Below are 18,671 nucleotides of genomic sequence, written 5' to 3'. Positions count from 1 at the left end.
GCGCGGTTGCCGCAGACTCTACAGGGAGAGTTCCTTGCGCGGTGTGGAAGCGATGAAATCACGAAGCTCCTCGGCGGTCGGCAGGCCTTCCGAATCGGAGACGCTGGTGACCTGGATGGCTCCCACCGCGTTGGCGCGTTCGAGCAGATGCCTGGTGTCGAGTCCCTCAAGCAATGCCGTGATGACACCGGAGGCGAAACCGTCGCCGGCGCCTACGGTATCGACCATGTCGACCGTGAAGCTGGGGACCACGGTCTTCTGCACGGAACCGTTGCCGTCCAGCTCGAACAGCGCCGAGCCTTCATCGCCGAGCTTGATGATGACCTTGCCGACTCCCATGTCGAGATAGAACTTTGCGATATCGTGCGGATCGACGGCTCCGGAGAACAGGCGTCCCTCCTCAAGTCCGGGCATGAACACGTCGGATTTGGCCGCCAGCTTGTTGGTCGCGGCGATCATGGCTTCCTTGCCCGGCCAGAGGGTCGGGCGCGGATTCGGGTCGAACAACACGGTGACGCCATGCGATCGTGCCGCGTCCACCAGGTTGCTTACCGTGTCGTACGTGTTGGGGGCGAGCGCGGAGAAGATGCCGGTGACGTGCAGGATTTTCACGCCGTCGAAGTCGATGGTGTCTACGATGTCGGGCGTGGTCTGGGAGGCTGCGGAGCCTGAGCGGAAGTAGATGACTTTTGGCTCGCCGTCGCTGGAGCGTACTTTGAGCTGGTAGCCTGTTGCGGCTCCGGTCATGCGGCGGATGTTCGTGGTGTCGATGCCGATGCCGTTCATGTATTCGAGGATGAGGTCACCTTGCCAGTCCTTGCCGAGCGTGGTCACATAGCTGACGGTGTGGCCTTGGCGGCTGACTCCGATGGCCACGTTGAATTCGGCGCCGGCCATCTGCCTGGGCAGGGTGCGGGCTTCGAGATAGGTTTCGTTGGAATCGGCGATGAGGTTCACCATCGGTTCGCCGATGGTCATGACTTCTGACATTGGTGTTCCTTAGGGTTGTGGTCGGTTGGTTGTTGTGGTTGATGGTGTTTTAGGAGTGTGCGATGGCGTGGCGTACGATGTCGACTTGTTCGGCGACCTGTTCTGCCGGGATGGGGAATTCGAGGAAGACGGGGATGCTGGCGGACAGTCGGTCGAGCATGGGTTGCCAGTCGATGACACCGTCCTGAAGCATGGTGGTGGCGAGCTGGCTTTTGTCTTGTGAGCCGTTGACGTTCTTCAGGTGGAACACGGTGATGTAGTCCACGAGTCGGTTGAACGCCTGCTGTGCGTTTTCATCGCGCCAGTACCAGTTGCCCAGGTCGAAGGTGTATCCGATGGTGGATCCGTTCGTCGTAATGTGGTCCAGCGATGCCTGGGTGCAGGCGAAGGTGCCGTTGTGCGGCGTCTGGTCGTTTTCGATGCTCAAGGTCAGGTTGCGTGCGGCGGCTTGGTTGTCGATGCGCTGCAGCACGGTGGTGTCCACGTCCTTGATGTCGCCTTGGTTGAATTTCACGTTGCGTGCGCCCATGCGCGCCGCTTCGTCGAGGTATTGCTCGAACTGTGGGTTGGGCTCGCCGTTGACGGTGATCGATTCGGGTACTGAGTAGAACAGCGTCATGTGCTGTTGTGCGGCGGCGTTGGCGATGGCGTCGTATTCGGCGTCGTCTGCGATGTATTCCCGGCGTATTTCCGCGAGGGTGATGCCGTGCGCGGCGATGGTGGCGAGCAGTTCGGATTGCGGTGTGCCGTTGCGCAGCGCATCCATGTATACGAGGGTGTTGATGCCGATGGTGGTCATGTTCGGTCCTTTGCAAGTGGTGTTGTTACGGGTGGCGTTTGCCTGCGTGATGCATTGCGATGTAGGGGTGCCGGCAGGCCGGGGAAGGAGACCGGCCGGCCGGCATGGTGTTCGGAACGCTTCTAGAACAGCAGCAGGGAGGCGAGTCCCATGATGGGGAAGGTGCACAGCCAGTAGACCGGCACGCCGTTCTTGAGGAACGTCTTCGGCTCGAGCTCGTTGTACTCGACGGCCCACATGTTCCACGACTGGGTCACGCAGCTGGAGATGCAGGTCATGGACGGTACCACGAGCAGTGCGAACAGGAACCAGGCGTTGAACACGCCCATGCCCATCAGGATGCTGATGACTGCGGATCCTGCGCCATAGAGCTCGAGCGGGCCGCGGAACAGTGCCAGCGGGGCGAGGATGCACACTGCAATGGCGAGGATCATCTCGTTGTTGGGCACCACGGAGGTCAGCGCCGGGCCGAAGTCGGCCATCACGGTGACGGCGGCGTGCTGGAAGAAACGCAGCACGAGCAGCATGATGATGAGGCTGCCGATGTCGCCGATGGCGGTTTTTGCCGTGGAGTTGAGGATGTTGACGAATCCCTTGTAGGTCTTCATGTGGCCGGTGCCGAGGAAGGCGATGATGGAGGCCAGGAACAGTGCCGGCACGGCATCCCATTGGAAGATGATGCTCAGCGCGACCGGTACGACCGGCAGCAGGTAGGTCCAGATGGGCACCTGGGGGATTTCGACGTTGCGTTCGTCCGGGTCGCCCACTTCGTACGGCTTGCCGTTCTTGATGGCCTTGGCGTTGATGAGGATGAAGACGATCACGCCGATCATCTGTACGATCATCGCGGCGATGCCGAAGCGCAGATAGTGGCCGCCCCATTCGATGACCTGACCGTCGGGGGACTTGTAATCCTGGTAGAAGGCTGCGAACTGCACGAACAGCACGCTGTTGATCCACATGGCGGCGCCGATGGAAAGCGTGAACACCGGCACTGCGACGCGCTTGGGTACACCGAGGCGGGCGAGGATGGGGAAGAGGATCACGCCGATGGCGATGGCGGAGCCGACGCCGTAGGCGCTGGTGAAGATGAGGCAGGTGACCAGGGCCGTGCAGATGGTGGCCAGCACCGGGCTTTTCTCGCCGACCTTGGCGGTGCGGTAGGAGATGGAGGCGGCGATGCCGGTGTCAACGAGCACACGGCCGAACCATGCGCCGCAGATGATCTGGATGATGGTCGATCCGTAGGTGAGCGCCGGCTGGGCGAAGGTCTCTTCGATGACGTTGAAGGGTTTGCCTATGCCGAACGGGACGCCGAGGAAGTAGACCAGCGTCCAGACGATGGTGAGGATGAAGAATCCGATGGTGAGATTGCCGCCCTTCATCGCGTAGATAACGAAGCAGATGAAAGAGGCGATCAGCAGCAGGCCCATGACCCAGATGATCATGATGCTCCTCCTTGAGCCGTGATGGTTGTTAGTTCAGTGTACTCGGTCGTTATGTTGACCGATTTAGTTTACCGGTTACGTTTATCGGTTAACAACAAGGGTACACTACAACATGTGTACCGGTTAACTACGGCGTGTCTAAAGCGGTTTCAGGGATTTTGTCCTATGAATATCAGATCTGGGTTGATGCGAACACACACAGGCGTGTGGGAATCTCATCCACCGAACACGGGTTCTTCGCACCGTCGTAGACGCGGGAGAACAGCTTCCGCGCGGCGGTGCGCCCCATAAGCACCGGATTCTGGTCGAGGCAGGTGATGCCGAACCCGCTGTACTTGGCCCACTGCTCGTCGGCGAACGCGCAGATGCCGATGCGCTCGCGCGTCTGCGCGGAGGTCGCCTCGAGCACATCGCGCATGCTCTCCTCGTTATTGGCGAACAGGCAGACCTTCTCGGCGCCGTGTGCGTCCAACAGTTCCTTGATGCGATCCGCCAGGTCATGCGCGTCGGAATCGTACACCAGCACATCGCCGTCCATGCTGTGGGCGCCCATATACTCCTCGAATGCGATACGGCGCGTGGTACGCGTGCTGATGCCATCGCCTGGCTTGGTGACGAACGCCACATGGTCGAACCCACGGGATGCGAGATGGTCGAGCATCGAACGCACGGCTCCGGCATTATCGCTGGACACACTGTCATACGTCGGGGGAGTCATGATGCGGTCGAGCATGACCACGGGTTTGCGGTTCTTCCTGCCATGGAAGTCCGCAAGCCACGCGTCGTTGTTGCCTACGGTGTTGACGATCAGACCGTCGACCTGTGCGTCCAGCAGCGATTCGATGTTGGCGCATTCCAGCTCGGGGCGATTGTTGGCGTCGCATACAAGAAGCTGAACGTCGCGGGCCCGGCATTCCTCCTGCATGCCTTTGATGAGCAGTGAGCTGAACGGGTTGCCCACATCGGCGATGCTCACGCCGACCATGTGGCTTACGGTGGCCTTAAGCCCCTGCGCCATCCTGTTCGGTCGGTATCCGAGCTCGCGGATCACCTGCTCTATCTTCGCTTTGGTCTCCGACGACATGTAGGCGTACTCGCCATGCAGATACCGTGAGATTGTGGTCTTGGAAACACCTACGGCCTCGGCCACGTCCCCCATGCTGGGCTTTCGATTCATCTTGCTCGCGTTCACTCCCACCCCCGGGATCGTACGTTCGTTGTTCTTCCATCAACAATAGCGTGCCCGCGGGCGACATGGCGCTTACGGTTTGTCCTGCAGCGACGGAACACTAGACTTTCTATGAGAGAATTTTGCAAGAAGTGGTATCAACGCATTGCCACCAGAGACATGGCGTTCATCGGCGTACTGACCCTGATCGCCTCCTGCGTAGCCTCCTGGCTCAAACAGCTTCCGGTACTCAGCCTGTTCGGCGCCCTGATCATCGCCCTGCTGATCGGCATGGCGGCACAGTTCCCGGTCCGAAGCTGGTATGTCGGCGACTCGGCCGACCGCAAGGCCGGGGTCAAGGACGCGGCCGGGCTCATCTCCAACAAACTATTGCGGCTGGGCATCATCCTGCTCGGATTCAAACTCAACCTGCAGGTGCTGTTCACCCAAGGCATCAAATGCCTGCCGATTGCCGTGGCCGTGGTGACGCTTACCATCGTCGTGTGCTATGCCATCGCCCGCAGGCTCGGTGTCGACCCGCAGCTCGCCATCCTCGTGTCGGGCGGTACCGGCATCTGCGGCGCCGCTGCCGTCATGGGATTGTCCGGCTCGATCAAGGTCCCGCCGGAACAGGAAAGCGAAAAAGCGGACAACGAGGTCATGGCCGTGGCCATCATCGCCATCATGGGCACCATATTCGCGCTTGCGGAAATCGTGCTCGGCCCCTTGACGGGGCTTTCCTCCACGCAGCTGGGCATCACCGCGGGGGCGTCCCTGCATGAGATCGCGCATGCCGTGGCCGCAGGCGCCGCGTTCGGCGCCGTCGACATCGCCACCATCATGAAGCTCTCCCGCGTGCTCATGCTTGTGTTCGCGGCCATCGTCATCTCCATCTGGTGGGACAGGAACCATTCCGCCGTGCCGGCCTCCGGCAAACGCACGGTTTCCTTCCCATGGTTCATGCTCGGCTTCATCGGCGCGTCCATCATCGGCACCTTCGTGCCCTTTATCGCGTCCGTCACTCCTCAGCTGGTGGACATCGCCTATGTTGTGCTGGGCATGGCCATGGCCGCGCTCGGCATCACAGTGAATTTTGCTGCCATCGCGCAAAAGGGGCGTAAGGCGTTCCTCGCCAGCTTCCTCACATCGATTCTGCTGATGTGCTTCGCCGCCGGCATGGCCATGCTGTTCTTCTAACGTTTGGCATCAGCGGTTTGCCCATACGGGTACTTCGATAATGTGGTGCCTTCCGCCATCGGCAGCGGAAGGCACCATGTTATTCGCCGTCGGGCATGGCTTGTGCGGCGTCTGTCTTGCCGCCGCGCCTGCGCTCCAACAGGGCGCGGACGAGCCGGCATAATGGCAGCAGATACAGCAAACAGGCGAACAACAGGCTCGCCTCCGGCGCCCCCACCGAGGCAAGCGGCACCGCGCCCGCAATCGACCAGGGGATAAGCGGCGCCACCACTACGGCGGTGTCCTCAAGATCGATGGCCCGGCACTGCCGGTCGGATTCGACATTCGCGCACAACTGACTGGTCAGCATAATCGACAGCGTCTGATTGCAGGCGACCGCGCTGGCGATCAACGACGTCGCCAGCGTCGCGCCGAACGCGCTGCAACGCCGCGCCAACGCGGAAACGATACGGTGCGCGCCATCCAACAGACCGGTCTCCTGGAAGATGCCGGAATACGACGAGGAGATGCACACGATAAGCATCACCTTGACCATGGAGACGATGCCACCGCCATCGATAAGCGGCGCCACCCGCTCGTCCGCGCAGCGGAAACCGAACACCAGCGCACGTGCCAGCGCCTCCACATCCATATGCTGCACGAGAACGCACACCGGCAATGCGGTAAGAATACTGGCACACATGGTGATGCGCACATCCACGCGCGCGACGGCCAGCACCACCAGCACCACCGCAGGCAGAACCGTCGTCCAATGCAGGCAGAACGCCTTGCCGAACAATCCGCGCACATCCAACGATCCCGCCGAAGGATGCGTGCATAGCGCCAAGGCGGCATACGCCGCGCAGGTCAGCGCGAAGGGGACGGCGGCGGTGCGAACCATGAGTCGGATGTTCTCGAAGATGTTCGTATGCGTCAGCGTTTTGACCAGCTGGGCGCTGGTGGACACGGGCGAGCACCGGTCTCCGAAATAGATGCCGGACAGGATCGCGCCGCCAAGCAGCATGGGGGAGACCTGCATCGACGTGCCCAAGGTCATGGTGATCACACCCATCGTCGCAGCCGAGGCGAACGAGGAACCCGTCAGCAGCGACATGAGGCAGTTGAGCAGGAACGTCAGCAGAATCACCGCATGCGGACGGATCAGCGACGTCGTGTTCGCCACAATGAACGGTACGGTTCCCGCGGCGCGCCACAGGGTGGTCAACAGGCCGATCAGCACGAAGGTGACCACCACGATGCTGGCCGCGCGCATAGTGGCAAGGCCCTTGCGAATCATCGCGCCCCATGCGTGCCCGGTCAGCCGCCCATGAACAAGGAAGATGGCCAGGCCGGCGACCAGCGCCGGAATAATGGAGATGCCGGTCGCGATGCAGCCGATAAGCGCCGCGCAGAACAGCGCCATGGTGATGATCTCTGGCATGGGTGCCTCTCTTCTCGATGATCCCCGTCGGGCATGCGACGGCTATGGCTTTGCCCACAGTAGCAGGGCGAACGCTTCAGCATTTTGTTTCGAATCACAGGCCAGACACGGTGTATGCATTCCGCCGGCGTGGCGAGCGACCATTGGGTGACCGCGGAGCAGGATGATTTCCTCGAATCGATGGCCGAAGCCGACGAGGCGGTGATCAACCACATGCATGGCAAGATGATGTATCTGAACGTCATGAACCGCCTGTCCGTGGACTGCGATTGCCTCCCCAACCCGTCCGAGCCGGACATGCACGACATCGGCGTGCTGTCCTCGCTCGACCCGGTGGCGCTCGACCAGGCGTGCGTGGATCTCATCCATATCGCCCCCGACGGCGCGTCCGTCACCGAACGCATCGCCTCACGCCACGGTGAGCACACGCTCGAATACGCCGAAGAGCTTGGCATCGGTTCACGCTCGTACCGGCTGACCGTGCTCGACTGACATGGAGGCCACCATGACTGCGAAACCCGTAGGTATGGAGGCTGCCGTGCGCCGCATCGAGACGCTGCTTGCCGAACAAGAGCATGTGTTCGTCGCCATCGACGGCCCATGCGCGTCCGGCAAAACCACGTTGGCCCGAAACCTCAACGAACGGTTCGGCGGCAATGTGCTGCACATGGACGATTTCTTCCTGCGTTCGGTCAGGTTGCCGGGATTGGTCAAGGTGCTTGTCGCGCAGCTGGCTGGTCGAGTGGCGCTGACCGTAGCCACGGCGATCGCCGTGTTCGCCTTCGGCTCGACCAACGCCATCGCCGCCACTTGGACGAGTGATCTGGCCGCAGGCCTGCCGGGGCTCGCGCTGCAGTGGGCGCTGATTCCGCTCGCCGCATATTGGACCGAATCGCTGATCGCCAAGCGCGGACGCTGAATTGTGACGTTCGGGCATGGCGATGCAACCACGTTCTGAACAAGTCCGACATTCCGGGAGTCAAGCCGTTAAGCTTGGCTCCCGTTGTCATATCGGCTCCGGGATCGAGGGAAGTGGTCATGGTCGCAGGAGTGTCCGTCGTCACCTTGCTGTTGGTGCTTATCTCCGGAATCGGCGCGGGATTCGTCGGATACGCCGTCGGAGCCTCGTCGCTGATCTCCTACCCGGCATTGCTGGCGTTCGGCATCCCACCGGTGCTGTCCAACACCACGAACACCGTGGGCGTGTGCGGCACCGGCATCGGTGGATTGCTCTCCGCCAGAAAGGAACTCGCCGGCCAGCACAAGCGCGTGATCATCTACGCCTGCATCGGCCTGGTCGGTGGCATCATCGGCGGGCTGCTGCTCTTGGAGCTGCCGGCAAAAGTGTTCGAATGCGCAGTCCCGCCGCTCATCCTGTTCAGCGCGTTGCTCATTGCGCTCAACCCGCGCAAGAAAGCCGCCGCACGCGACGCCGTCGCACAGGCGTTGCCGCAATCGCACCAAGGCAAGCGCGCAGAGCAGATCGCCAGCAGAACCGCCGGCGGCAGCCTGCGCAACGACCCCTGGTGGCTGTGGGTTGGCGTGAGCTTCGTCGGCATCTACTCCGGTTATTTCGGCGCGGCAGCCGGAACATTGGCACTTGCGATTCTCGACCTGGGCAAGATCGGCCCGTTCCATCAGATCAACGCGCTGAAAACCGTGGTGGGATTCGGCGCGAACATCTCCGCCGCAATCATGTTCATCATCCGAGGTTCCGTCTACTGGCCGTTCGCCATCGCCATGTGCCTGGGCTGCATCATCGGCAGTTCCATCGCGCCTCCGGTCACCCGGCATATCCCTGAAAACATCATGCGTGCGGCCGCCGTGCTCACTGGCATCATCCTTGCCGTCAAGCTCGGATGGAGCACCTATTTCTAGAATTTCCTCGACTGGGGCAGCGCTTGTGCATGCCTGTGTGTTTTCCGCTGCCCGGCGCATTCCGTAGGTGGTTTTTGACTTCCGTAGGTGGTGAGAGCCGATAACCCGTTTGGAAATGGCCTGATATCGAGCCGTTTCCAAAGCCGGTTCTGAGGACAACCACCTACGGAAGCGCAAACCCCCTACGGAAACTCACAAAAGGGGGATTTCTCCGTCTACAGCTTCTTGCAAGGTGCAAAAACCGAGCCATATTGCTCATATGGCTAACGGTTATAAGCCGAAAGCGCAGGTTGTTCGCTCTCCCGGCAGGATTCATATGCATAGAAATCATCAAATCGGGCGGTCGGCTGTGTGTTTTGCGTTTTGCCCGAGAACAGGGGAATGGGAACGACCGTAGACTGGCGCGTTGTAATTGGGCGTGCCCCCACGTGGCATGGTGGCGGCGCACCTGTGCGTTACGGGGCATGGAGTAGGTAGGCAGGATGATGTCGTTTCCGTCTGCACTACAGGCGCCGCGTGGAGGACTGAGGCTTCTGTGGCTCGTGCCAATAGGCGTATGGATTCGACCGACCACCTATATTGAGGGGGGCAATATGAAGCAATGTATACACTGCCGGTTCGGCAATCCTGAGGATGCCAAGTTCTGCCGTCGCGCCGCAGAACGGTCAGGAACCCGTTGAAGGTTTTGCCGTAGACGCCGCTGCAGATGCTCGGCCTGGGCCTGTTCTCCATGTGGCAGCCCGTCGTGGTGGCGCAGGGCAATTCCACCGCCAAGCGCGACCCCCACTGGGGCTGGATTCTTGCCATGATCGTGCAGATGCTGCTCACGTTGCTGGCTATCGTGCTGATCTTCGCGGTGATTCTTGGCGGGCTCGCCGCTTCGCTCAGCAGGATGTCCTATGGCATGTACTGAGTCTCGCGTCATGGTTCGCCACCTTGCTTGGTAGCATGCCGTGAGACTGCCGGCCACGTCGACTCGCTTTGGGCGAAACGACGTGGCTGGCTGCGTATAATCATCGTGTTATGCCGACGAAACCGCAACGATGGAGGTCTGGCATATGGCAGTCGTTAATGAGGCAAAACTCGGGTATCTTGACTTTCTGTCGCGTGAAGACAGGGTGCGTCATCACCGCTATGTCGAAGAGATGAAGCAATACGACATGATGCGTTCCGGCGACATCAACGCGATCAACGAAAGCACCAGACTGTGGGATTCCGGACTGTATGGCCATCTGTCGGATGATCCGCTGCTCAATGTGAAATACCGGTTCGTCACCACGATTACGCTGGCCACACGCTTCGCCATCGAAGGCGGCATGGACGAGGAGGATGCCTACAACGCCTCCGACCTGTACATCCAGGATTTGGAACAATGCAAGACACCCGACGATGTGCGCCGATTGCACACCGACATGATGACCTTCTTCACCTGGGCCATGGCCGACATGCAGAAGCTGGAGACGCATTCCAAGGCCGTCAACGAATGCATGGATTACATCCATTACCATCTGCATGAGAAGATCACCGTGCCCATCCTCGCCGAGCATGTGCACTTGAACCCTACGTACCTTTCCGAACTGTTCGCCCGCGAAACCGGCACGACCATCTCGCAATACGTTACCGACAAGCGCATGGAGGCCGCGGAGAACATGCTCAAGTACTCGGAATACGGGTTCGCTGAGATCGCGCGTATTCTGGCCTATCGTTCCCAAAGCCATTTCACCAAGGTGTTCAAGAAGCACAGCGGCATGACGCCGGGGGAGTACCGCAGGAAATACGCGCAGGCCGGCATCTGGCCGGAATAGGTAGGAATAGGCCGATTGGCGGGTGGCGTGGGTGAACGTGGCGTGGGTGAACGTGGCGTGTCTTGCCTGCGAATTCTTCGCTTCTGGCGCAACAATGCCGTCGTCTGCGTGCATCATCGGCTACGGTAGAAGGTATTCAACGACGAACACGAAGTATGAGGTAAGGAACGATCGAATATGGGAATGCCACTAGATCTGTATGTGATCCGCCATGGCGAGTCCGAGGCGAATGTGATTATCAGCGCCGGCGAGCAGGGCGATAACTCGCTGTATACGCAAGACAACGTGACGGTGCCGGACCGGTCGTGGAGGCTTACGGCCACGGGGCGCAAGCAGGCCGACTGCATCGGCCGTTGGCTGGTAGCGCAGCAGGAGCTGTTCGACCGTTATCTCGTCTCGCCTTACGTGCGTACGCGCGAGACGGCTGCCACCATGGCTTTGCCGAAGGCGAAGTGGGAGGAGACGCGCGTGCTGCGCGAACGTTCGTGGGGTGAGATCAGCACCATCACCAAAGAGGAGTTCCGTACCAGCTACAAGCGCAACTGGCTGTTCAAGAACACCGACCCGTTGTACTGGTGCCCGCCGGCCGGCGAGTCCATCGCCGATGTGGCGGAGAACCGCGTGCATAACCTGCTCACCTCGCTGAACCGTAAGTCCGATGCGGAGTCGGTGGTCATGGTCAGTCATGGCGATCTGATGCTTGCGCTGATGCTCACGTTGGAGGATCTGTCCGACGAGGAGTTCATGCATCGCGCCGATTCGCCCGACTGGCGGATCACCAACTGCACATGCCTGCACTATTCGCGCAGGGATCCGCAGACCGGCCGTACATGCAAGCGTTTCCGCTGGGAGCAGACGGCTCGCCCGGTGTTCAACGAGCAGGCCGGCAAGTGGGAGATGCAGGTGGAGCCGTGGCGTGAATTCAAGCGTCCGTTGCTTTCCAACGGCGACCTGGTGGATGTGGTGCACGCCGTCGACCCGCACCTGTGATATCGCGGTACGACTCGCGGGATTAGGAGGTGCACACCCGGAAAATAATGCTCTGACGATGCCTTGATTACAATGGACGCTCAGTGCGCGGACGGCAAGAGCCGCGCCCTGAACCTCGATTGAGAGAAAAGATGAGTAATATTTTCCAATGGAACCTGCATGGCGACAGCAAGACGCTGCTGCCGGGCGAGGTCGTAGAACCCGATGAGCGCCTGACTTGGCCGCGTACCGCCGAAATCGGTGCACAGCATGTGATCGCCATGTTCGGTGCCACCTTCCTGGTGCCGATCCTGACAGGCTTCGACCCGTCCACCACGCTGTTCTTCACCGCCATGTCCACGGCGCTGTTCCTGTTGATCAACAGGAATGTGCTGCCGAGCTACCTGGGTTCGTCGTTCGGCTTCATCGCCCCGATCACCGCGGTCACCACCGCGCATAAGGGCATCGCCGTCGCGTCCTTCGGCATCATGGTCACCGGCCTGCTGCTGGCTCTGATCGGCATTGTCGTGCACTATGCGGGTGCCAAGTGGATCGACATCATCATGCCACCGGTCGTCAACGGCGCCATCGTGGCCATCATCGGCTTCAACCTCGCTCCAAGCGTGTGGAACAACTTCAAGGTCGCGCCCGACACCGCCATCGTCACCTTGGTGGCCGTGCTGCTGGTGGCTGTGCTGTTCAAGGGTCTGATGGGGCGCTTGAACATTCTTCTTGGTGTGATCATCGGCTATGCCTACGCATGCTGCCGCGGCCAGGTCGATTTCTCCGCCATCGGCAAGGCTGCCTGGATTGGTCTGCCTCATTTCCACACCCCGCAGGTCGACTTCTCCATTCTGCCGATGTTCGTCCCGGTGGTGCTGGTGCTGGTTGCTGAAAACGTGGGCCATGTTAAGTCCGTCTCCCAGATGACCGGACGTGATTATGACGACCAGATCGGCACCGCTCTGTTCGCCGACGGCTTGGGCACCACCATCGCCGGTTTCGGCGGTGGCTCCGGCACCACCACCTATGGTGAGAACATCGGTGTGATGGCGGCCACCAAGGTGTATTCCACCGCGGCCTACTGGTGCGCGGCCGGCTTTGCGTTGATTCTGTCGCTGTGCCCGAAGTTCGGCGCCATCATCAACACCATCCCCGCCGGCGTGCTCGGCGGCGTGACCACTTTGCTTTACGGCATGATCGGCATGATCGGTATCCGCATCTGGGTGGAGAACAAGGTCAACTTCGACAAGCCGATCAACATCATGGTGGCCGCCATCACCATGATCATCGCCATCGGTCAGTTCGCGTTCGCCGTCAACGGCATTTCGTTCAACGGCATCGCCATCGGCACCATCGTGGTGCTCGTCGCCTACCACGGCCTCAAGGCCATCGGCAAGGCGACCGGCACCATCGCCAAGGACGATCCGGACGTGCTGTAGCATCGGCAATGCTTGGTGTGCAGCCATAGCGTGACTGCACAGTAGATAGGCGTTCTTTCCTCGAATCATGGAAAGAACGCCTATATGTTATTAGGCGCGTCATCCTTTTGATAGGGTTTTCGGATTCCACAAGCTGACCATATCCGCATTGCGATATCATGATTCAGCTTTGGTACCTTGATGATGGGAGGAGCTGTGAATCGCGGCGAATTGGAATCGTTCATTGCGGAGAACTTCGGTGTGGACGCCGATTACCCATGGGCCAGATATCCGACTCATGCGGTGTTCCGTCATGGCGATAACCGGAAATGGTTCGCTCTCATCATGGATGTTCCAAGGAACAGGCTGGGATTGCAAGGCGCAGAGCCGCTGGCCGTGCTCAATGTCAAATGCGACCCGTTTTTGATTGGCTCGCTGCGTGAGGAGCCTGGTTGCTTCCCCGCATATCACATGAGCAAGGACACCTGGATCACCGTTGCGCTGGACGGCAGTGTGGCGGATGGCATGATCGCGATGCTGCTTGACATGAGCTACCAGTTGACGGCGTCGAAGACGCGCGGCTCCCGCACAAAGTAGCGGGAGCCGCGCAGACTGGTTCACTGTGCCTTGCCGGTTCAAGAACGCGCTGTCGCGTTACCGGTAGTTGCGTTCGATGAGGATGTCGGAGACGGTGAGATTCGCTTCATTGACGAGGTTGAACAGAATCACCTCGGCAAGCTCGGCCGGGTTCATGAAGGAATGCTGCTTGTCGAGCGACACGTAATCGTGGCTGTCGTGGTAGAAGTCGGTGTCGATGCCACCGGGGTAGACGCCCACCACCTTCACGCTCGTGCCCTTGTAGGCCGCCTTGAGACTCTGCGTGTAGCCCTTTTCGCCCCACTTGGTCGCGCAGTACACGGATTCGTTGGCGTTGCCGCGCGTGGCGGCGGTACTCATCACGTTGGCGATTTTGAGATTCCGCTCATCGCAGACCTTCAACGTGGCTACGCTCCACAGGATCATGCCCTTGAGCCCTTTCAGGCATTTGTCCACGTCGGCCGCCACGTAGCCGGTCGGCACTTTGAACGAAGGCTGGCCGGCATTGTTGATGAGTAGGTCGATGTGGCCGATCTTAGCGATCTCGGCAATGGATTCGTTTACGAAACGCTCGTCGGAAACATCGCCGACGAACGCATGGTAGCTGTCCGCGCCGAAGCGTTCGGCGAGCTCGTTCTGACGTTCGGCGTTGAAGTCGATGCCGGCCACGAGCCAGCCGCGTTCGATAAGCTGGCGCGCCAGCTCATAGCCCAACCCCAGGGCGCTTCCGGTGACGATGGCGATGCGCTTGCCAGTGGCTGTTGTCATAGCAGGCTCCTTTGCTCTTTAGATTGCGACGCATATCGCATAAAACGATTGACATGCATATATCATAGCCATCACGCCGGAACCGGCTGGTACTGGTCGAGTAAGGTGAAGCACTTCCGATACGCCAGCACCATGATGACGCTATCGGCCAGCAGGGTGAGCGCCGCAATCGCAGCTAACACCATGAACTGGTATTTCGCAGCATTGATCGGATCGCCGCCAGCAATGATCTGGCCGGCCATCATGCCTGGCACCGTGACGATGCCCGCCGAAGCCAGCGACGCAGTGGTCGGCATCAGACCCAGACGAATCGACGAAACGACGCTCGGCCGAGCCGCCTCCCACGCCGTCGCACCCAAAGCCAGCAGCGTATCGACCTCATCGCGGCGCTCGCGCATGCTTTCGAAGAAACGGCTCAGCCCAACGGCCAAAGCGGAGACGGTGTTGCCCAACAGCATGCCGGTCAGCGGCACCACCAGTTGCGGTGCATACCAGGGGTGCGGTCGAATCACCAGTTCGGTGACCAGAGACATCATGATAAGCATGGTGAGCACCAGGCTCAGCAATACCGGGCCGGCCAGCCCTTTCGGCACGCCTTTGGCGCGTGAAAGCGTGATCTGCACCGCCGCGATCAGCATGAATGCGATGAGCAGCAGTACGAACCACGGGTTGCCTGAACGGATGACGAAGGCCATGATGAAGCCCATCGCGCACAATTGCAGCAGTGCGCGGCAGGCCGACCATAGCAGCGTGCGTCCGATGCCCATGCGCATCAGGCTGGAAATGCCGGCCGCCACGGCCACCATGGCAAGCGCGACGAGCAGCCCCCAGATGTCGATGGAATAGTAGTTGCCGCTCATGCCCGTGCCTCCTGGCCGTCTTCCCGATTGTTGCTCTGGCTGATCTTCCGGCTGTTCGCGTATGTTTCGGTAAGCACGCCGCCATCCAATGCGACAATCCGCGAGGCGCGCCCGTCCGGCGGGCGATGCCTGATGCGGACGATAGACATGCCGCGATCCGCATATTGCGCCATGATGGCGGCGACCTTCTCGGCATTCTCATCGTCAAGCCCGGCATCCACCTCGTCGGCCAGCAGAACCTTCGGCTCGGTGAGCAGCGTGCGCGCAAGACTTACGCGTGCCGCCTGACCGCCCGACAGGTCATGCGGGGCCCGATCCAAGTCGATGTCCTCACAGCCGATGCTGTCAAGCGTTGCGCGAATGCGTTCACTGGGGAGCAGCGCCTTCGCCTGGGCGGCAGGGGACTGGCGGGAAAACAGGCGGCTCAGGCGCGAGGGGCGGCTGGTGCCCGTGGTGTTGCGGATACGCAAGGTCCACGGCAGGCGAATCGCCTCGGCCACGGTGGAACCGGTGAGCAGCGCCTTCTGCGGCAGATACGCCACTTGGCTGCGCCACTGCTGCGGTGTGAACTCGCTTGCCGGGCGCCCTTCAAGCTCCATGGAACCATGGGCGTGCGGGTTCAGCTGGGCGAACGCGGTGAGCAGACTGCTCTTGCCCGAGCCGGACGGGCCGACCAGATCGACGATCTCGCCGCGTTCGATGGCGAAGCGCAGACCCTTGAATATTGTTCTGGACGAATCGGTCCCCGGGACTTCGCACGTCATGCCGGAGGCCGCAAACACATACTGCATGGGTTCCAGCTTACTCGTTGGGGTGGGGGGGAGATGGGTGGGGAATTCACTCTATTCGTAAGGCCCTGTCCGGTTCGTATGGTGCCGCTGACCAGCAACGGCGACCGACTGCGGAGTAGTCGTGCGGTCACCTGCACTCATAAGCAGCCGCACGACAAACGATATGGCTCTTTTGGGGTACTCAGGTACTAGAACTTCGCCATCCGGTGGACTTGCTAAGGATACGGCGTATGCGCATTGTCTTTGCTTTGATTCCGCCCAGAGCCACACGCCCAGTGTTCTGTAAGGGGAAGCCGCTACCGTGAAAACGTTCAGACAAATCACGCGGTTATGCGCAAACCGCTGCGGTGAAACCGCAGAAACACAAAGAAACCACAAGGGGGAGGGGATCATGAGCAAGCTGATGCTGGTATCCGCATTCGCGCCGGTCAGTCACCTGCTCGGGCGCATCGAGCCCAACCTCAAAGGCAGAACGGTCGCCTTCATCCCCACTGCAAGCATGAAGGACTCCACCGGCTTCTTCAACCGCATGGCCAAATGGAAGCTACGCGCCCTCGGCCTCAACGTGCAGGAGATCGACGTGGCCGTCGCCTCCTACCACGACATCAAAACCACCATCGCCTCCAGCAGCATGATCTACGTAACCGGCGGCAACACCTTCTATCTTCTCCAATCCCTGCGCTACTCATCGTCCGACGAACTCATCGCACAAGCCGTGCGGGAAGGCAAAACCTACATCGGCGAATCAGCCGGAGCCGTGGTGGCCGGGCCCAACATCGAATACATCAAACGCATGGACAGCGAAGACCCCGCCCCCTACCTCGACAGCAACTACGCGGGCCTGGGACTCGTGGACTTCAGCATCGTGCCCCACATCGACGGCCCAGCCCTCGGCGAATCCGCGGCCGAAATCATGCGCCACAGCAACGGCGACGACCACATGGTGCCCATCTGCGACGATCAGGCCGTACTCGTCAACGGCCCACACGTCGAACTCGTCAAACGCTGAAAGCGAGACGCGCGGCAGCGCTGGGCAAGCAGGGTTATAGACTATACAGCGTTTGATCCAAGCCTCTTCTCAATGGAAGGTAACGCATGTCAGCTGAAGCAAACGTCGGCGTCGTCGGCCTGGCCGCAATGGGCGGTAGCCTCGCACGCAATCTCGCACACCACGGCAACAAGGTCGCCGTATTCAACCGCACCTACGCCCGCACCGAAAAGCTCATGAACGAGCACGGCACCGAAGGCGAATTCTACCCGGCCAAAACCCTTGAGGAATTCGTAGACAGCCTCGTCAAGCCACGCACCGCCATCATCATGGTCAAGGCAGGCGAACCCACCGACGCCATGATCAACGCGCTCGCCGACCTGATGGAGCCGGGCGACATCATCGTCGATGCCGGCAACGCCTACTTCCCCGACACCATCCGCCGTGAGAAGGAAATCAGCGCACGTGGCTTGCACTTCGTGGGCTGCGGCGTCTCCGGCGGCGAGGAGGGTGCCCTGCTCGGGCCGTCCATGATGCCGGGCGGTTCCGAGGAATCCTGGAAGACGCTGAAGCCGATCTTCGAATCCATCGCGGCCAAGGCCGAAGGCGAGCCGTGCGTCGCCCACATCGGTTTGAACGGTGCCGGCCACTTCGTCAAGATGGTGCACAACGGCATCGAATACTCCGACATGCAGCTCATCGCAGAAAGCTACGATCTTATGCGCCGCGGCCTGGGCATGACCCCGGCCGAGATCGGCGACGTGTTCGAGGAGTGGAACAAGACCGAACTCGACTCCTACCTCATCGAGATCACCGCCGAAGTGCTGCACCAGGTCGACAAGAAGACCGGCAAGCCGCTGGTCGACCTGATTGTGGACCATGCCGGCATGAAGGGCACCGGCACCTGGACCGTGCAGACCGCGCTGTCCCTGGCCGTACCGGTCACCGGCATCGCCGAAGCCGTGTTCGCCCGTGGCCTGTCCTCCGAGGCAGATCTGCGTGAGGAAGCCGCCAAGCAGGGCTTCGCCGGACCGAACGGCGAACTGAACCTGAACAGCGAGGAGAAGAAGGCCTTCATCGAAGACATCCGCCAGGCCCTTTACGCTTCCAAGATCGTCGCCTACGCCCAGGGCTTCAACGAGATCACCACCGCCGCCAAGGAATACGGCTGGGATATCGACCTGGCCGCCGTGGCACGCATCTGGCGTGGCGGCTGCATCATCCGCGCGAAGTTCCTTAACCGCATCTCCGAAGCGTTCGAATCCGGTGAGGCCAACGTGTCGCTGCTGTTCGCCCCGTACTTCAAGAACGCCATCGAAACCGCCGAGAAGTCTTGGCGCAACGTGGTGGCCCAGGCAGCGCTTAACGGTCTGCCGACTCCGGCGTTCGCTTCGTCGCTCTCGTACTTCGACGGCCTGCGTTCCAAGCGTCTGCCCGCCGCCCTGATTCAGGGCCAGCGTGACTACTTCGGCGCCCACACCTACCAGCGTGTGGATCAGCCGGGCGCATTCCACACCCTGTGGGCCGAGCCGGGCCGCGAGGAGATCGAGGCCTGAACAAAGGCCTGAACCC

The 18,671-nt window shown here is 60.7% G+C and carries 19 protein-coding genes; 11 read left to right on the top strand and 8 right to left on the bottom strand.

Features of this window, described 5'->3' with window-relative positions:
- Window positions 1-18 precede the first annotated feature (18 nt).
- The 4 genes from BBAG_RS04745 to BBAG_RS04730 form a co-directional block, all read right to left on the bottom strand.
- Window positions 19-990: a sugar kinase gene (locus BBAG_RS04745; RefSeq protein ID WP_003826590.1), complete on the bottom strand. Its 972-nt coding sequence runs from the start codon at window positions 988-990 to the stop codon at window positions 19-21.
- Between the two features lie 49 nt (window positions 991-1,039).
- Window positions 1,040-1,789, bottom strand: coding sequence for a sugar phosphate isomerase/epimerase family protein (locus BBAG_RS04740; RefSeq protein ID WP_003826588.1), 750 nt, complete (start codon window positions 1,787-1,789; stop codon window positions 1,040-1,042).
- Window positions 1,790-1,911: 122 nt separating this feature from the next.
- Entirely contained in the window at window positions 1,912-3,237 is a 1,326-nt protein-coding gene (locus BBAG_RS04735) for a hypothetical protein (protein ID WP_003826586.1), read from the bottom strand.
- Between the two features lie 172 nt (window positions 3,238-3,409).
- Entirely contained in the window at window positions 3,410-4,429 is a 1,020-nt protein-coding gene (locus BBAG_RS04730; RefSeq protein WP_231855842.1) for a LacI family DNA-binding transcriptional regulator, read from the bottom strand.
- 108 nt (window positions 4,430-4,537) lie between these two features.
- Between BBAG_RS04730 and BBAG_RS04725 the strand changes: the two genes are divergently transcribed.
- On the top strand, window positions 4,538-5,602 hold the full coding sequence (locus BBAG_RS04725) for a YeiH family protein (RefSeq protein ID WP_003826582.1): 1,065 nt from the start codon (window positions 4,538-4,540) through the stop codon (window positions 5,600-5,602).
- A 79-nt stretch (window positions 5,603-5,681) separates the two neighbouring features.
- Here BBAG_RS04725 and BBAG_RS04720 read toward each other — a convergent pair whose 3' ends face one another.
- Window positions 5,682-7,022 (bottom strand): Na+/H+ antiporter NhaC family protein, encoded by a 1,341-nt coding sequence (locus tag BBAG_RS04720; protein WP_003826580.1) that lies wholly within the window; start codon window positions 7,020-7,022, stop codon window positions 5,682-5,684.
- A 114-nt stretch (window positions 7,023-7,136) separates the two neighbouring features.
- On the opposite strand from BBAG_RS04720, the gene BBAG_RS04715 reads away from it, so the two are divergent.
- From BBAG_RS04715 to BBAG_RS04680, 8 genes are all read left to right on the top strand, one after another.
- The gene (locus BBAG_RS04715; RefSeq protein WP_003826579.1) at window positions 7,137-7,514 is read left to right on the top strand and encodes a DUF362 domain-containing protein; all 378 of its coding nucleotides are present in this window, start codon (window positions 7,137-7,139) and stop codon (window positions 7,512-7,514) included.
- Between the two features lie 13 nt (window positions 7,515-7,527).
- Window positions 7,528-7,941, top strand: a complete 414-nt coding sequence (locus BBAG_RS08740) for a (d)CMP kinase (protein ID WP_081443762.1) — start codon at window positions 7,528-7,530, stop codon at window positions 7,939-7,941.
- A gap of 119 nt (window positions 7,942-8,060) precedes the next feature.
- The gene (locus BBAG_RS04705) at window positions 8,061-8,900 is read left to right on the top strand and encodes a sulfite exporter TauE/SafE family protein (protein WP_003826576.1); all 840 of its coding nucleotides are present in this window, start codon (window positions 8,061-8,063) and stop codon (window positions 8,898-8,900) included.
- A gap of 706 nt (window positions 8,901-9,606) precedes the next feature.
- Entirely contained in the window at window positions 9,607-9,813 is a 207-nt protein-coding gene (locus tag BBAG_RS04700) for a hypothetical protein (protein WP_003826572.1), read from the top strand.
- 145 nt (window positions 9,814-9,958) lie between these two features.
- On the top strand, window positions 9,959-10,705 hold the full coding sequence (locus BBAG_RS04695; protein ID WP_033508100.1) for a helix-turn-helix domain-containing protein: 747 nt from the start codon (window positions 9,959-9,961) through the stop codon (window positions 10,703-10,705).
- A 177-nt stretch (window positions 10,706-10,882) separates the two neighbouring features.
- A complete protein-coding gene (locus BBAG_RS04690; protein WP_003826569.1) occupies window positions 10,883-11,695 on the top strand; it encodes a histidine phosphatase family protein in 813 nt (270 codons plus the stop codon).
- A 131-nt stretch (window positions 11,696-11,826) separates the two neighbouring features.
- The gene (locus BBAG_RS04685; RefSeq protein WP_047750112.1) at window positions 11,827-13,116 is read left to right on the top strand and encodes a uracil-xanthine permease family protein; all 1,290 of its coding nucleotides are present in this window, start codon (window positions 11,827-11,829) and stop codon (window positions 13,114-13,116) included.
- A gap of 195 nt (window positions 13,117-13,311) precedes the next feature.
- Window positions 13,312-13,692, top strand: a complete 381-nt coding sequence (locus BBAG_RS04680) for an MmcQ/YjbR family DNA-binding protein (RefSeq protein WP_033508102.1) — start codon at window positions 13,312-13,314, stop codon at window positions 13,690-13,692.
- A 57-nt stretch (window positions 13,693-13,749) separates the two neighbouring features.
- Here the strand turns inward: BBAG_RS04680 and BBAG_RS04675 are convergent, their stop codons facing one another.
- From BBAG_RS04675 to BBAG_RS04665, 3 genes are all read right to left on the bottom strand, one after another.
- A complete protein-coding gene (locus tag BBAG_RS04675; RefSeq protein WP_003826563.1) occupies window positions 13,750-14,460 on the bottom strand; it encodes an SDR family oxidoreductase in 711 nt (236 codons plus the stop codon).
- 71 nt (window positions 14,461-14,531) lie between these two features.
- The gene (locus tag BBAG_RS04670; protein ID WP_003826561.1) at window positions 14,532-15,320 is read right to left on the bottom strand and encodes an ABC transporter permease; all 789 of its coding nucleotides are present in this window, start codon (window positions 15,318-15,320) and stop codon (window positions 14,532-14,534) included.
- Window positions 15,317-16,111: an ABC transporter ATP-binding protein gene (locus BBAG_RS04665; RefSeq protein ID WP_003826560.1), complete on the bottom strand. Its 795-nt coding sequence runs from the start codon at window positions 16,109-16,111 to the stop codon at window positions 15,317-15,319. The genes BBAG_RS04670 and BBAG_RS04665 overlap by 4 nt, the downstream gene beginning before the upstream one ends.
- Before the next feature lie 391 nt (window positions 16,112-16,502).
- On the opposite strand from BBAG_RS04665, the gene BBAG_RS04660 reads away from it, so the two are divergent.
- A complete protein-coding gene (locus BBAG_RS04660; RefSeq protein WP_003826557.1) occupies window positions 16,503-17,120 on the top strand; it encodes a Type 1 glutamine amidotransferase-like domain-containing protein in 618 nt (205 codons plus the stop codon).
- An 86-nt stretch (window positions 17,121-17,206) separates the two neighbouring features.
- A complete protein-coding gene (gene gndA, locus BBAG_RS04655; RefSeq protein ID WP_003826555.1) occupies window positions 17,207-18,655 on the top strand; it encodes an NADP-dependent phosphogluconate dehydrogenase in 1,449 nt (482 codons plus the stop codon).
- Window positions 18,656-18,671: the final 16 nt, after the last annotated feature.

Origin of the sequence: Bifidobacterium angulatum DSM 20098 = JCM 7096 (assembly GCF_001025155.1) — a bacterium.
Lineage (GTDB): Bacteria > Actinomycetota > Actinomycetes > Actinomycetales > Bifidobacteriaceae > Bifidobacterium > Bifidobacterium angulatum.
The sequence above is the reverse complement of the archived record's forward strand: the minus strand, read 5'-3'. Positions and strand labels throughout refer to the sequence as shown.